Source organism: Rathayibacter sp. AY1C9 (assembly GCF_002932315.1).
Classification (GTDB): Bacteria; Actinomycetota; Actinomycetes; order Actinomycetales; family Microbacteriaceae; genus Rathayibacter.
Genome location: NZ_PSVZ01000002.1, coordinates 178623 through 192748, shown reverse-complemented (window position 1 = coordinate 192748; position 14126 = coordinate 178623). Strand labels below are relative to the sequence as shown.

Here is a 14126-nt window from a genome sequence, read left to right as displayed (position 1 = left end):
GGTCAGCGGCCGCGGGGCTTGCGGGTGCGCCGCACCGCCGGCGCGGACGCCTTGGCGCGGGCCGGCTTCTTCTTGCCGCCGCCGGCCCTCTCCGCCTTCTCGCGCGCCTCCCGCGCCTTCGCCTTGGCGGCCTTCGCCCGCGACTCGACCTTCGGCGTCGCGGCGGTTCCGCGCGTGGTGTTCGCGCTGCGGCCGCGGACGACTCCGATGAAGTCCTCGACGTCGTCGCCCTTGTCGTCCGTCACCCAGGCGAGGCGGACGGAGGAGGGAGCGACGCCGGTCACCGGCACCGCGGTGACGTCCTTGCGGCTGTGCACGCGCGCCACCGACTGCGGCACGATCAGCACGCCCACGCCGGCCGCGACCTGCTCGACCGCGTCGTCGAGGCCGGCCATGCGCGGCAGCGGGCGCCGCGAGCCGTCCGCGAGCTCCTCGGCGACCGCGGCCCACTCCGGCACGTCCTCCGGATCCTGGAGGAGGTGCTCGCCGGCCAGCTCGGCGACGTCGAGCTCGTCCGCGGCGGCCAGGGCGTGCTCGCGGCCGACGACGGCGACGGGCTGCTCGTCATAGAGATGGATGGAGCTGAGGGCGGAGGAGGAGACGTCGCCGCGGACGAACGACAGCTGCGCGCGGCCGTCGAACAGCGCCTGCTCCTGATCGCGCTCGGCGACGACGGTGATGCGCAGCGGGAGATCGGAGCGGCGCTGGCCCCAGACGCGGGTCCACTTGGTGGGGGTGACGCCGGGCACGAGGGCGACGGCGAGCACGGGGCCGGCGGGGACGGCGTCCTCGGCGTCGGAGTCGGCGTCGTCGACATCGCTGTCCCCGGCGTCGCTGTCCTCGGAGTCGAGGTCGTCGGAGTCGCCGTCCTCGGAGGCGCCGTCCGTGTCGTCCGACTCGGTTCCGGCTCCGGCGCCGACCGCGCCCGATCCGGCCGACGCGTCGACAGCCGCCGCGTCCGCCCCGCCCTCCGGACGCCCCTCCGCCTCGGGAGCGGCCTGCGGGTCGACGGTCTCGGGCTGCTCGCTCATCCCCTCAGGGTAGGTGGTCCGGGCCGCGCCGGTAGGGTTGCCGCATGGCCAAGGCGACACAGACGATGAAGGCTGCGACCGCGGCGAAGAAGCTGCAGGTCTACCTGCCCGCGACCCCGGAGGAGTTCCAGGAGTCGGCGATCACGCGCGAGCAGTACGACGAGCTCGCCGCGAACCCGCCCGCCTGGCTCGTGCAGCTGCGCGAGGAGGGGCCGCACCCCCGCTCCGTCATCGCCTCCCGGCTGAACGTCTCCATCTCGGGGCTCGCCCGCGGCGGCGTCACCGAGGCGCTGACCACTCCCGAGATCCAGGCCCTGCTCGACGAGGTCCCCGAGTGGCTGCGCGTCGAGCAGAACCGCTACGCGGAGGTCCGCCGCGAGCAGGCCCGCATCAAGTCCGAGCGCGCCGCCAAGGCCGCCGACTGACCCCACCCCCGCCTGCGGGACCCCTATCCGGCGCGCGCGACGTGCGCTGCGGGCCGGAGCGGGATCCCGCCGAGGAGAGCCGCGCGGCTACTGGTTCGAGAACGCGGCGTCGAACGACGCGGTCGGGGTCCTCCAGAGCAGCGAGCGGATGAAGCCGACGGCCTCCTTCGCGCCGTGGAGGCGGTCCATCCCGGCGTCCTCCCACTCGATGGAGATCGGGCCGGAGTAGCCGATCGACTCCAGCGCGCGGAACGCGTCCTCCCACGGGACGTCGCCGTGCCCTGTCGAGACGAAGTCCCAGCCGCGGCGCGGGTCGCCCCACGGCAGGTGCGAGCCGAGCACGCCGGCGCGGCCGTTCTTCGGGCGCAGGCGGGTGTCCTTGCAGTCGACGTGGTAGATCCGGTCCTTGAAGTCGACGATGAAGCCGACCGGGTCGATGTCCTGCCACATCATGTGCGACGGGTCCCAGTTGAAGCCGAAGGCCGGGCGGTGCCCGATCGCCTCGAGGGTGCGCACGCTCGACCAGTAGTCGTAGGCGATCTCGGACGGGTGCACCTCGTGCGCGTAGACCACGCCGTTCGCGTCGAACTCGTCGAGGATCGGGTTCCAGCGGGTCGCGAAGTCCTCGTACCCCTCGTCGATCACGGAGGCCGGCACCGGCGGGAACTGCGCCACGTAGGGCCAGATCTTCGAGCCGGTGAAGCCGACGACCACGTCCACGCCGAGCTTGCGGGCGACCCGCGCCGAGCGCTTCATGTCCTCGGCGGCGCGCTGACGCACCCCCTCCGCGTCGCCGTCGCCCCAGGTGTAGTCGCGCACGAGTGCCTTGTGGCGGAAGTCGATCGGGTCGTCGCAGACGGCCTGGCCGGTGAGGTGGTTCGAGATGGCGAAGACCTCGAGGCCGTAGCGGTCGAGGATCTCCAGGCGCGAGGCTGCGTAGGCGTCGTCCTCGTCCGCGCGCTTGAGGTCGAGATGGTCGCCCGAGGCCGCGATCTCGAGTCCGTCGTAGCCCCACTCGGCGGCGAGTCGGGCGACCTCCTCGAAGGGCAGATCGGCCCACTGGCCGGTGAACAGCGTCACGGGGTGGGTGGCGGGGTAGGTCTTCTCGTCGCTCATGCGGCGATCTCCGTCCGGTCGTCGGCGGCGGGCACGGTCACCCAGGCGCCTGTCTCGGCCGCGTCGAGCACGGCCTCGGTGATGCGCGCCGCGCGGAGGCCGTCGGCGAAGGTCGGCAGACCCTCCACGTCGGCGCCCGCCACGGCGGCGTAGGTGTCGCGGGCGAACGCCGTGAAGGCGTCCTGGTAGCCCATCGGATGACCGCTCGGCACGATCGAGAGCCGGGCCGCATCGGGCGCGAGGATCGAGGCGTCGCGCGGCACCAGCAGGGCGCTGTCGCGCCGGCCGACCCACAGCGTCTCGGGGAGCTCCTGCTCGAAGCGCAGCGACTCCTCCAGCCCGGACACCTCGAGCACCAGCTCGTTGCGGTGGCCCGCGGTGACCTGCGAGACGAGGAGCGTGCCGACGGCGCCGCCCTCGAGCCGGACGATCAGGCCGGCCACGTCCTCGGTGCTCACCGGGCGGCCGCCGCGCTCGGCGTGGACGGTGCTCGTGATCGCGGCGAGCGAGTCGATCCGGTCGCCGGTGACGAACTCCAGCAGGTCGACCAGGTGCGAGCCGATGTCGCCGAAGGCGCGCGAGCGGCCGCCGGCGGCCGGGTCGACGCGCCAGTTGTCGTCGGAGGCGCCCAGCAGCCAGTCCTGGAGGTAGCTCCCGCGGACGGTGACCAGGCGGCCGGTCTCGCCGGAGGCGACGCGGGCACGGGCCTCGCGCACCATCGGGTGGAAGCGGTAGGCGAACGGGACGGTCGCCACCACGCCGGCGGAGGACGCGGCCGCAGCGAGCGACTCCGCCTCCCGCAGCGTCGCGGCGAGCGGCTTCTCGCACACCACGTGCTTGCCCGCCTCGATCGCCGCGAGCGCGAGTGCGGCGTGCGTGGCGTTCGGGGTGCAGACGTGCACGAGGTCGATGCTCTCGTCCTCGATCAGGGCCCGGGCGTCCGGGTAGGCGCGCTCGACGCCGAGCTCGGCCGCCGCCCGCTCGCCCTTCTCCGGGGTGGAGGAGGCGACTCCGGCGAGCACCGCTCCGGCGCTGCGGGCCGCGCGGCTGTGCACGGCCGCCATGAAGCCGCCGCCGAGCACGCCGACGCGCAGGGGCGCGGGCATCAGGAGAGGGTCGCTTCGGTCGGGTCCCAGCTCTCGGGCAGTGCGGGGCGGGGCGTCACGGAGCTCGTGACGAGGACCTTCTCGCCGGTCTCGGCGGCCTCGAGGAGCGAGAGCATCACGTCGGTGACGTGGTACGCGAGGTCTCCGGAGGCGGCCTCGGGGCGGTCGGCCCGGATCGCACGGGCGAGCTCGAGCACGCCGGTGCCGCGGGAGGCGGTCGAGCCGGTCGCCGCGATGACCTCCGGCTCGGCGGACCCGCGGCGGTGCAGGGTGATCTCTCCGTCGTGCTGGTTCGGGTCGGGGAGGACGAGGGTGCCCTCGGAGCCGTTGATCTCGACGAAGCCGGTGCGCGGCAGGCTCGACTCGAAGCTCCACACGCCCTGGGCCGAGGCCCCGGACTCGAAGCGGAGCAGCCCGCCGATGTGCGTCGGGATGGTCACCGGGAACTCGGTGCCCTCCTTCGGGCCGGAGCCCACCACGCGGGTGGCGCGGGCCTGGGACGAGACGGCGGTGACGCTCTCGACGGGGCCGAGGTTCTGCACGAGCGTGGTGATGTAGTACGGGCCCATGTCCAGCAGCGGTCCACCGCCCTCGGCGAAGAAGAACTCCGGGTTCGGGTGCCACGACTCGGGGCCGGGGCCCTGGAAGAGGGTGAGTGCCGAGAGCGGCGTGCCGATGGCTCCGCTCTCGATCACGCGCTGCGCCGTCTGGAGGCCCGCGCCCAGGAAGGTGTCGGGAGCGGTCGCGACGCGCAGCCCCTTGTCCTTCGCCAGCGCGAGCAGCTCGATCCCGCTGTCGCGGTCGAGCGAGAAGGGCTTCTCGGTCCACACGTGCTTGCCCGCCTCGACCGCGCGGCGCGCGACCTCGACGTGCGCGGCCGGGATCGTGAGGTTGACGACGATCTCGATGCCCTCGTGCGCGAGGAGCTCCTCGACGGTGCCCGAGGCGGGGACGCCGAAGGCCTCGGCCTGGGTCCTCGCCCGCTCGAGGTCGATGTCGGCGACGAAGAGCACCTCGAGGTCGGGGAAGACGGTGAGGTTGGTCAGGTACTGGGTGCTGATGTTGCCGGCGCCGATGACGCCGACGCCCACGCGGCCGGTGCCGCTCATGCGCCGAGCCCCGAGACGTAGCAATGGGCCGACTCCAGGCCCTCGAAGATGTCGCCGGCGTAGGCGTCGAACTCCAGCACGGGCAGGGCCTGCGGAGCGGCGGCGAGGATCGCCGGGACGTCCATCGCGCCCTCGCCCGCGGGCAGCTGCTCCTGGGTGTCGGCCGAGATCGGGCCGTCCTTCACGTGCAGGAAGCGCACCTGGTCGCCGAGGCGTCCGAGCACCTCGACCGGGTCGTCGCCGCCGACGGCCGCCCAGTAGGTGTCGAGCTCGAGGACCATGCGCGGGTCGAGCAGGCCCGCGAGGTGCTCGAAGGCGCTGCGGCCGTCGACGCGGTTCTCGAACTCGAAGGCGTGGTTGTGGTAGCCGAGCACCAGGCCGCGGGCGGCGGCGGAGTCGACCAGCGCGTTCAGCTCGTCGGCGATGCGGGCGACGTCGTCCGCGGTGGTCCAGCGGGTCGGGTCGACGAAGGGGTCGATCACGGTCTCGACGCCGAGCGAGGCGGCCGTGTCGAGGATCTCGTCGACGGTGGCGTCGCCCTGCGGGCCGAGGAGGCGCGCGTGGGCGCTGGGAGCGCGCAGTCCGCTGGCCGGGAGCGCCGCGCGGTAGGCGTCGGCCAGGTCGACGAACCCGAAGAGCTCGACCGTGGTGAAGCCGATCGCCGCGAGGCGGTCGAGGGTGGCGGGCAGATCGGCCGCGAGCGGCTCGCGCACCGAGTACAGCTGGACAGAGAGGTCTGGGGGTGTGGCCACCGGTGGGGCTCCTGATCGCATCGGAAGGTGTGCCTCGAACCCTACGCGGACTTTTGCTCACGGACAAGCAAAACTAGCCCTGCGCGCCCGCCAAGTCGGGCACCCGCCGCACAGAAGCACGGGCGCTGTGGTTGACTCTGGCCATGTCCCCGCGCCGCCGCATCACCGTCAGCGCGGTCGGCGAGCTGCTGCTCCTGCTGGCCGACGGGGCGCCCCGGACGCGGGCCGACGTGGTCGCCGAGACGGGCCTGCCGCGTGCGGCCGTCTCCGCCCAGCTCGACGTCCTCACCGCCTCCGGCCTGGTCGCCCGGCAGGACGACGCCCCCTCCTCCGGCGGCCGTCCCGCCGCCCGCGTGGCCTTCGACCCCCGGGCGCGCAGCCTCCTCGCCGTCGACCTGGGCGCCGCGCACGCCGTCGTCGCCCTGACCGACCTCGACGGCACGGTCCTCGCCCGCCGCCGCGAGAGCATCGCCATCGCCGACGGCCCCCTCGCCGTCCTCGGCCACGCCCTCGACGTCGCCGCGGCCCTGCTCGGCCGGACTCCGGCGGCCGGCCCGCTCGCGGGAGTCGGCGTCGGCGTCCCCGGACCCGTCGAGCACGCGACGGGCCGCCCGGTGAAGCCGCCGATCATGCCCGGCTGGGACCGCTTCGACATCCCGGAGTTCGTCGGCCGCCGCCTCCCCGTGCCCGTCCTCGTCGACAACGACGTGAACCTGCTGGCGCTCGGCGAGCACGCCGACCACTACGCCGACGTGGACGACCTCCTCTACGTGAAGGTCTCCACCGGCATCGGAGCCGGGATCGTCAGCGGCGGCGCCCTGCAGCGCGGAGCCCTCGGAGCCGCGGGCGACCTGGGCCACGTGCAGGTCCCCGGCGACCGCGGCGAGGCCGACCTCGAGGCGATCGCGAGCGGCTCGGCGATCGCCCGCCGGCTGACCGAGTCCGGGATCGACGCCGCAAGCACCTCCGACGTCGTCACCCTGCTGACCGGCGGGGACCCCACCACCGTCGAGCTCACGCGCGCCGCCGGCCGCGACATCGGCGAGGTGCTCGCCACCTGCGTGAACCTCCTGAATCCGTCCGTCATCGTCGTCGGCGGCAGCATCGCCCAGGCCAGCCACGAGGTCCTCGCCGGGGTCCGCGAGGTCGTCTACCGCCGCTCCCTCCCCCTGGCGACCCGCGCGCTCGACATCGTGCAGGCCGCGGCCCAGGGCGGAGGCGTCCGCGGCGCCGCCCTGATGGTCCGGCGCCACCTCCTCTCCCCCGCGCACGTCGACGCCTTCCTCGACGCCTGAGCCGCCGGCGCGAGCCGTCCCGCCCCGGTGAGACGCCGCGGGTCGGCGTGCCGATTCGACCGGGCGCCGCAGGGGGCAGAGAATGAATCGGTGCCCGACCTGCAGCTCTCCTTCCCCTGGGAGACGCAGCCCGTCTTCACGGACGCCGAGCCCCCGCACCTCCGGAGGGTCGTCGCCGACTCCTCGGACCGCGTCGCCTGGCTCCGCGCCCGCTCGCGCGGCATCACGGCGACCGACGTCGCCCGCCTCTCCTCCCCCGCCGCGATCGGCAGGGCCGCGCTCGACAAGCTCTACGGCACCGGCTTCGGCGGCAACGCCTTCACCGACCACGGCCGCGCCCGCGAGCCCGAGATCGCCGCCTGGGTGCGGAGCGAGCACGCGATCGAGCCCAGCAGCACCCTCTTCCACGCGAGCCAGGAGCGGCGCCACCTCGCCACGCCCGACGGCATCGGCCTCCGCGAGGACGGCCGGCTCGAGCTCTGCGAGATCAAGACCACGACGAAGCCGTGGCGGAGCATCCCGCGCCACTACCTGCGGCAGGTCTTCTGGCAGCAGTACGTCCTCGGCGCCGAGCGCACGCTCGTCGTCTGGGAGCAGCACCGCGACTTCGTGCCGATCGAGGGCGAGCCGAACTCCCGCTGGGTCGACCGCGACGAGGACGAGATCCACATCCTCGTGCGGCTGGCGGGGATGCTGATGGCCGAGCTGCACGAGCGGACGCGCGCCCGGTGACGGTCCTCCTCCTGCACGGCCTGGGCGGCGACCGCTCCCAGCCCCTGGGGCTGCTGCGCTCCGCCCTCCCCGCCGGCAGCGAGGTCATCGCTCCGGACGTCCGCGCCCACGGCGCCTCCGAGCTGCTCGGTGCGCCCGGCGACTTCGCCCTCGAGGCGCTGGCCGACGAGGTGACGGAGGAGGTCGTGCGGGCCGGAGCCGCGCACAAGCCGCTCACGGTGCTCGGCATCTCGATGGGCGCGGCGATCGCCCTGCGCCTCGCCGTCCGACGCGTGCTGCCGATCGACCGTGCCGTCTTCGTGCGCCCCGCCTTCACCGCCGAGCCGCTGCCCGAGAACCTCACCGTGTTCCCCGTCATCGCGCAGCTGCTGCACGACCACGGAGCGAAGCGCGGCGAGCGGATGTTCCGCGCCTCGGGCCTGTTCGCGCGCGCCGCCGAGGTGTCCCCCGCGTCGGCGGAGGCGCTGACGCTGCAGTTCCGCTCCCCGCGCGCGGCCGAGCGCGCCGTCCGTCTCGCCCAGATCCCGCGGAACGCCGCCTACCGCGACTCCGGAGAGCTGGGCGAGGTCATCGCGCGCACCCTGGTGATCGCGGCCGAGCGCGACCCCGTGCACCCGGTCGAGGTCGCGGAGGCGTGGGCTAGGGCTCTTCCGGATGCGGACTGCGAGCGGGTGCCGTCGCGGGACGAGGGCTTCGCCGCTCAGCAGGACCGGATCCGCGGGCATGTCCGCGGCTGGCTCGCTCGGCGCTGAGGTCCTCGAGCGCGAGCACCAGGCCGACGAACGCGAGCCAGAGCACTGCGATCGCCGTCGCCACGAACTCGAGCGTGCCGCCGAGCCGCAGCCACACGCGCAGGAGCGACAGGATCCCACCCGTCCCGGCGACGACCGCCACCGAGATCCCGGCGGCGAGCGAGAGCCGCGCGACCGCAGGGCGCCCCCGCACGGTCGCCAGCTGGAGCATCGCGGCGCAGGCAGCCCCGAAGCCGAGCACGGCGGCCGAGGTGTGGATGAGGTCCTGCCAGCGGAAGGCCGGCCCGACCGGCAGCGGGCAGCCCGCCGTGCAGGTCACCTGCGAGGCGAGCGCGAAGCAGGCGGCCGCCAGGAGGATCGCGCCCGCCGGGCGGAGGGCGGGGAGCAGGCGGGCGCGCACCGGCCAGGCGCCCGCGGCGATCAGCGCGCCGCCGGCCGCCACGAGCAGAAGAGCGGCCTCGAAGGCGCCCGCCGTCGGCAGGTCCGGCGCGCCCATCTCGCTGACGTAGACCCAGCGGCTGGTGCCGATGCTGATCCGGGCGGCCAGGAGGACCACGAGCCCGGCCAGGACCAGGAGGGCACCGCCGACCAGCAGGGTACGTCGGCGTCGCATCCCCTCATCGTGCCAGACCGGGCGCCCGCGGCTCCGCGCGCCAATCTTCTCCCGAGGGTGACACCCCCGTAACAGCGCCGACTCATTGCCTCGATTGACTGGTCGCGGCGTCGGATGCGGGGATCGGGGGCGACGTCCTCGGCACGCTCCACCCGCACACCTCAGCGACAGGAAAGGCGACGATGCACACCAGCGCGCTCGGGCACGGCCTCGCGATCGGCGAGATCCCGGAGGAGGTCGTCCTCCCCGACACGATGACGGCGGCGGTGATCGACGCGCCGGGCGACGCCTCCGCCCTGCACCTGGCGACCGTGCCGACACCCTCCGCCATCAACGCCGAGTTCACCGTGAAGGTGGTCGCGGCCGGCGTGAACCCGCTCGACGCGAAGACGCGCGCGGGCCAGGGGGTCGCCTCGCAGATCGCCTCCTACCCTGCGGTCCTCGGCCACGACTTCTCGGGCGTCGTCGTCTCGAGCCCCTACCCGGCGCATCCGCTGCGGCCGGGCGACGAGGTCTACGGCTTCGTCATGGTGCCGCGCTACTCGGGCTCCTACGCGGAGTACGTCAGCGTGCCGAGCGTCTCCATCGCGCGGAAGCCGTCGACGCTCTCGCACGTCGAAGCGGCCGGCGTCCCGCTCGCGGCGCTCACCGCCTGGGGCATGGTCGTCGAGCTCGCCAAGGCGCACGAGGGTCAGCGGATCCTCATCCACGCCGGGTCGGGCGGAGTCGGCCACTTCGCGGTGCAGTTCGCCGCCTACTTCGGCGCCTCGGTGATCGCGACCGGCTCGACCCGCAACCTGCAGTGGCTGCACGAGCTCGGCGCCGCGCAGGTGATCGACCACACCGCCGAGCGCTTCGACGAGCTGCTGTCCGGCGTCGACGTGGTCATCGATCTGGTCGGCAACGTCCACGACGACACGGGCTCGCGCTCGCTGAAGGTCCTCCGCCCCGGGGGCCTGATCGTGAACGCGCCCACCGGGAGCTGGCCCGGGTTCTTCGAGGAGGCGGCCGCTGCGGGCGTGCGCGCCTCCACCTACCGCGTCGCTCCCGACGGGGCGACCCTCGGCGTGGTCTCGCGCCTTCTCGAGTCGGGCGACGTCCGCGTCTTCATCGACGGCATTTTCCCCCTCGCCCGCGCCTGCGAGGCGCACGAGCAGCTCGAGACGGGCCACACCCGCGGCAAGATCGTCCTCACCGTCTCCGAGGGCTGACCTCGGCGAGATGCCACTCGGATACGCCGCGCGGAGCGGGTCGCGTACCCGGGTGGCGTCTCGCGGGGAGGGTCAGGCGAGAGAGCGCTCGAGGACGAAGTCGTCCTCCCAGCGGTCGCCGACGAGGAAGCGCTTGCGGCCGACGACCGCGAAGCCGTGCTTGGAGTAGAACCGCTGAGCACGCGCGTTCTCCTCGTTGACGCCGAGCCAGACGCCCGCGGCACCGTGTGCCCGCGCCTCCTCGAGGGTCGCGGCCATCAGCGCGGCCGCCGCTCCGGAGCCGTGCCGGCCGGGCAGGAGGTAGAACTTGCTGAGCTCGACGGTCGGACGCAGCCGGATCGCCGCGACGACGTCGGCGTCGGCGGGCTCCCCGCGCACGAGCATCGCGTAGCCGGTCAGCGCGCCGGAGTCGTCGTCGACCAGGAGCGAGCGGAGCGGATCGGCGAGGTGGTCGCGGAAGCGCTCGACCGAGAGCACGGTGCGCACGAACTCGGCCTTCGCCTCCGCGGTGGTGTGCGGCGGGCAGGCCAGCGGGAAGGTCGCGGCGGCCAGCTCGGCCAGGGCCTCGGCGTCGGCGGCAGACGCCCGGCGGACGGTCACGGGAGGCGCGGCGAAGCGGAGCGGCGGATCACCGGTCCAGTATGCCGGGACGACGAAGGAGGGGGCCCGCCGAAGCGGACCCCCTCCTCACGTCAGTGCGTGCTCGGCTCAGGCCAGGACGTTGACGTCCAGCGGGATGCCGGGGCCGAAGGTCGTCGAGACGGCGGCCTTCTGGATGTAGCGGCCCTTCGAGGAGGACGGCTTGAGGCGGAGGATCTCGTCGAGCGCGGTCTTGAAGTTCTCCTGGAGCTGCTCCTCGGTGAACGCGGCCTTGCCCACGACGAGGTGCACGTTGGCGTGCTTGTCGACGCGGAACTCGATCTTTCCGCCCTTGATCTCGGTCACGGCCTTCGCCACGTCCGGGGTCACGGTGCCGGTCTTCGGGTTGGGCATGAGGCCGCGGGGGCCGAGCACCTTTCCGAGACGGCCGACCTGGCCCATGAGCTCCGGGGTCGAGACGGCGGAGTCGAACGAGGTGTACCCGCCCGCGACCTTCTCGATGAGCTCGGCGCCGCCGACCTCGTCGGCACCGGCGGCCAGCGCGGCCTCGGCGGCCGGACCGGTCGCGAACACGATGACGCGGGCGGTCTTGCCCGTGCCGTGGGGCAGGATGACCGTGCCGCGGACCATCTGGTCGGCCTTGCGGGGGTCGACACCGAGCTTGAGGGCGACCTCGACGGTGCTGTTGAACTTGGCGGAACCGGTCTCGCGGGCGAGCGCGACGGCCTCGTCGGCCGTGTAGAACTTGCCCTCTTCGAGCTTGGCCGCGGCGGCCCGGTAGGCCTTCGACTTCTGTGCCATGTTGTTTCTCCTTGAAACGAGAATGTGGTTCTAGAGCCTGGCGGGCTCTCCCACGGGGGTGATGGAGTTCTGGTGGTGCCGCGATCGCGGCCGTGATTGCTGCTCGCGGGAGGCGGAGAGGTCCTGCGGAGGCGCTTCCGGCCCGGGCGTGCGGCCCGCTGAGGGGCCGCCGTCGGGTTCTCGAGGCTTCCGCGGTGGGTCCGCGCCGGTGGGCGCGTCGCTCCCGCCGTCGAGCAGCGCGTCGCGCTACTCGACCGTGATGCCCATCGAGCGGGCGGTGCCGGCGATGATCTTCGCGGCGGCGTCGATGTCGTTGGCGTTCAGGTCGACCTGCTTCGCCTCGGCGATCTCGCGGACCTGCGCCTGGGTGAGCTTCGCGACCTTCACGGTGTGCGGGGTCGAGGAGCCCTTGGCGACGCCGGCGGCCTTCTTGATGAGCTCCGCCGCGGGCGGGGTCTTCAGCACGAAGGTGAACGAGCGGTCCTCGTAGACGGTGATCTCGACGGGGATGACGTTGCCGCGCTGCGACTCGGTCTGCGCGTTGTACGCCTTGCAGAACTCCATGATGTTGACACCGTGCTGACCGAGCGCCGGACCGATCGGGGGCGCGGGGTTGGCCGCGCCGGCCTTGATCTGGAGCTTGATCAGGCCGGTGACCTTCTTCTTGGGGGCCATTCTGATTCCTTTTCTCAGGGTTCGAGCGGTCGGGGGCTCCCGGCCGCTCTCCCGCGCATCCGACGGTGCCGGATCGCGGTGGAGGAGGGTCGTCCGGCGCGCACAGAGGCGGGCGCCGACACGAAAACCCGTACGAGCTTACACGAGCGGGGCCACCCCCGACAGGGCGGAGGAGGGGCCGACGCCCGGGGGCGCGTGGGGCGGTGCCGGAGGGGGCGCCGCCCGGAACGGCGAACGCCCCCTCCGACGTGCGGAGGGGGCGTTCACGCGGCGCGGAGGCGATGCGTCAGAGCTTGGTGACCTGGTCGAACGACAGCTCGACCGGGGTCTCGCGCTCGAAGAGCGAGACGAGCACGGTGAGCTTGCCGCTCTCGGGCTTGATCTCGCTGATCGAGCCGGGAAGACCCGCGAACGAGCCCTCCTTGATGGTGATGGTCTCGCCGATCTCGAAGTCGACCTCGGCGGGCAGCACGCGCTGGGCCTGCTTCTGGCCCTTGGCACCGGAGGTCTTCGAGGGGGCGACATCCTTGATCTCGACGAGGCTCTTCAGCATCGTGAAGGCCTCCTCGAAGCGCAGCGGGGTCGGGTTGTGGGCGTTGCCCACGAAGCCGGTGACGCCCGGGGTGTGGCGGACGACCGACCACGAGTCCTCGTTGAGGTCCATGCGCACCAGCACGTAGCCGGGGATGCGCACCCGGGTGACCATCTTGCGCTGGCCGTTCTTGATCTCGACCACGTCCTCCATCGGGACCTGGACCTCGAAGATGTAGTCCTCGGCCTCGAGCGAGACCTTGCGGTTCTCGATGTTCGACTTCACGCGCTTCTCGAAGCCGGCGTAGGAGTGGATGACGTACCACTTGCCCGGCTTGCCGCGCAGCTCGGTGCGGAAGGCCTCGTACGGGTCGATGTCGGCGAGGTCCTCACCGGCGGACTCGGCGTCCTCGGCGGCGACCTCGGCCTCGTCCTCGACGGCCTCGAGGGCCGCTTCGGCCTCCTCGACGGTGTCGATGTGGGCGGCCTCGTCGACCGCGGAGTCGGCCTCGGGGTCGTCGACGGAGCCGATGGCGTCCAGCGCTGCCTCGAGGTCGGAGGCGAGGTCATCCTCGGACTCGTTCTCGTCGATGATGCTCAGCGCACCCTGCTCGGCGGGCTCGACGGCGTCCTCAGCCTGCGACTGGACGTCGCCCTCCTGCTCCTCCTCGACCTCCGACGACTGCTCGGCAGCCGTCGCCCAGTCGACGTCGTCGCGGTTTCTGTCAGACACTCGTCACAACTCTCTCTCGATCGATCGGTCGCGCCCCTCGGGGCGCGTCCCGCTGTCGCCGGCACCCTCCGCTCGCGCGGCCCGGATGCTCTCGGGTCAGGCGGCGGGTGTGCCGAACACGTACGTCACGGCCAGGGCGAAGACCCAGTCGAGGAAGGACACCAGCGCCATCATGATGACGACGAAGATCAGCACGACCACGACGTAGTTGCCCAGCTCCTTGCGGGTGGGCGTCACGACCTTCTTCAGCTCGGCGATGACCTGCCGGATGAAGAGGGCGATGCGCGCGAACGGGTTGCGCCGCGCGGCTCGCTGCTGATTGGCGATCGCGACGACGTCCTCGCTCGGCTCGTCGACTGCTTTCCCGGCCACCTGCACGCACCTTTCCCGCACCGGAACCTCCGGTGTGGCCGACCGCCCGTCATGGGCGGCCCTGGACCGATGACCGCAGCGTCGCGGGGACCGCGTGCGACGGGCATCGATGTGCAGGGCGGACAGGGCTCGAACCTGCAACCTGCGGTTTTGGAGACCGCTGCTCTACCAATTGAGCCACCGCCCTATGGATGCCGTTGCGAGCATCCGAGGAGGAGACCGACCCGCCGCCCCACCGCCGCGACCCTCGCGGGCGCTGCGGATGAGGGCAG

16 protein-coding genes and 1 tRNA gene are annotated in these 14126 nt (G+C 73.0%); 5 read left to right on the top strand and 12 right to left on the bottom strand.

Annotated features, from left to right (window positions below):
* Positions 1-2: 2 nt before the first annotated feature.
* A complete protein-coding gene (locus C5D09_RS03370) occupies positions 3-1031 on the bottom strand; it encodes a LysR substrate-binding domain-containing protein (RefSeq protein ID WP_104268599.1) in 1029 nt (342 codons plus the stop codon).
* A gap of 44 nt (positions 1032-1075) precedes the next feature.
* On the opposite strand from C5D09_RS03370, the gene C5D09_RS03365 reads away from it, so the two are divergent.
* Entirely contained in the window at positions 1076-1456 is a 381-nt protein-coding gene (locus C5D09_RS03365) for a DUF5997 family protein (RefSeq protein WP_104223641.1), read from the top strand.
* An 87-nt stretch (positions 1457-1543) separates the two neighbouring features.
* Here C5D09_RS03365 and C5D09_RS03360 read toward each other — a convergent pair whose 3' ends face one another.
* The 4 genes from C5D09_RS03360 to C5D09_RS03345 are packed head-to-tail and all read right to left on the bottom strand — an operon-like array spanning position 1544 to position 5539.
* Positions 1544-2572: a sugar phosphate isomerase/epimerase gene (locus tag C5D09_RS03360; RefSeq protein ID WP_167299019.1), complete on the bottom strand. Its 1029-nt coding sequence runs from the start codon at positions 2570-2572 to the stop codon at positions 1544-1546.
* Positions 2569-3678, bottom strand: a complete 1110-nt coding sequence (locus C5D09_RS03355; RefSeq protein ID WP_104223640.1) for a Gfo/Idh/MocA family protein — start codon at positions 3676-3678, stop codon at positions 2569-2571. The genes C5D09_RS03360 and C5D09_RS03355 overlap by 4 nt, the downstream gene beginning before the upstream one ends.
* Complete coding sequence (locus C5D09_RS03350; RefSeq protein ID WP_104223639.1) at positions 3678-4787, bottom strand: Gfo/Idh/MocA family protein; 1110 nt, start codon at positions 4785-4787, stop codon at positions 3678-3680. The genes C5D09_RS03355 and C5D09_RS03350 overlap by 1 nt, the downstream gene beginning before the upstream one ends.
* The gene (locus tag C5D09_RS03345; RefSeq protein ID WP_258066898.1) at positions 4784-5539 is read right to left on the bottom strand and encodes a sugar phosphate isomerase/epimerase; all 756 of its coding nucleotides are present in this window, start codon (positions 5537-5539) and stop codon (positions 4784-4786) included. Before C5D09_RS03345 ends, C5D09_RS03350 begins: the two co-directional genes overlap by 4 nt.
* Before the next feature lie 143 nt (positions 5540-5682).
* Here C5D09_RS03345 and C5D09_RS03340 point away from each other — a divergent pair, with 143 nt between their 5' ends.
* The 3 genes from C5D09_RS03340 to C5D09_RS17380 all read left to right on the top strand — a co-directional run bounded on the left by C5D09_RS03340 (position 5683) and on the right by C5D09_RS17380 (position 8318).
* Complete coding sequence (locus tag C5D09_RS03340; RefSeq protein WP_104223637.1) at positions 5683-6834, top strand: ROK family transcriptional regulator; 1152 nt, start codon at positions 5683-5685, stop codon at positions 6832-6834.
* A gap of 99 nt (positions 6835-6933) precedes the next feature.
* A complete protein-coding gene (locus C5D09_RS17385) occupies positions 6934-7566 on the top strand; it encodes a YqaJ viral recombinase family protein (RefSeq protein WP_104238303.1) in 633 nt (210 codons plus the stop codon).
* The gene (locus C5D09_RS17380) at positions 7563-8318 is read left to right on the top strand and encodes an alpha/beta fold hydrolase (protein ID WP_181125664.1); all 756 of its coding nucleotides are present in this window, start codon (positions 7563-7565) and stop codon (positions 8316-8318) included. The genes C5D09_RS17385 and C5D09_RS17380 overlap by 4 nt, the downstream gene beginning before the upstream one ends.
* On the opposite strand, the gene C5D09_RS03330 is transcribed toward C5D09_RS17380, so the two are convergent.
* Positions 8206-8931, bottom strand: coding sequence for a DUF998 domain-containing protein (locus C5D09_RS03330; protein WP_104268596.1), 726 nt, complete (start codon positions 8929-8931; stop codon positions 8206-8208). The genes C5D09_RS17380 and C5D09_RS03330 overlap by 113 nt on opposite strands.
* A gap of 182 nt (positions 8932-9113) precedes the next feature.
* Here C5D09_RS03330 and C5D09_RS03325 point away from each other — a divergent pair, with 182 nt between their 5' ends.
* Positions 9114-10142, top strand: coding sequence for an NADP-dependent oxidoreductase (locus tag C5D09_RS03325; protein WP_374953800.1), 1029 nt, complete (start codon positions 9114-9116; stop codon positions 10140-10142).
* Positions 10143-10214: 72 nt separating this feature from the next.
* Here C5D09_RS03325 and C5D09_RS03320 read toward each other — a convergent pair whose 3' ends face one another.
* The 6 genes from C5D09_RS03320 to C5D09_RS03295 all read right to left on the bottom strand — a co-directional run bounded on the left by C5D09_RS03320 (position 10215) and on the right by C5D09_RS03295 (position 14041).
* Positions 10215-10742 (bottom strand): GNAT family N-acetyltransferase, encoded by a 528-nt coding sequence (locus C5D09_RS03320; RefSeq protein ID WP_104268595.1) that lies wholly within the window; start codon positions 10740-10742, stop codon positions 10215-10217.
* Positions 10743-10850: 108 nt separating this feature from the next.
* Positions 10851-11543 carry a 50S ribosomal protein L1 gene (gene rplA / locus C5D09_RS03315; RefSeq protein WP_104223633.1) on the bottom strand — a complete coding sequence of 231 codons (693 nt, stop codon included), beginning with the start codon at positions 11541-11543 and terminating at the stop codon, positions 10851-10853.
* 246 nt (positions 11544-11789) lie between these two features.
* The gene (gene rplK, locus C5D09_RS03310; RefSeq protein WP_104223632.1) at positions 11790-12218 is read right to left on the bottom strand and encodes a 50S ribosomal protein L11; all 429 of its coding nucleotides are present in this window, start codon (positions 12216-12218) and stop codon (positions 11790-11792) included.
* 286 nt (positions 12219-12504) lie between these two features.
* A complete protein-coding gene (nusG, locus tag C5D09_RS03305; protein WP_104223631.1) occupies positions 12505-13482 on the bottom strand; it encodes a transcription termination/antitermination protein NusG in 978 nt (325 codons plus the stop codon).
* A 96-nt stretch (positions 13483-13578) separates the two neighbouring features.
* Positions 13579-13854, bottom strand: coding sequence for a preprotein translocase subunit SecE (secE, locus tag C5D09_RS03300; RefSeq protein ID WP_068208793.1), 276 nt, complete (start codon positions 13852-13854; stop codon positions 13579-13581).
* Positions 13855-13968: 114 nt separating this feature from the next.
* Positions 13969-14041, bottom strand: a tRNA-Trp gene (locus tag C5D09_RS03295).
* Between the last annotated feature and the right edge of the window lie 85 nt (positions 14042-14126).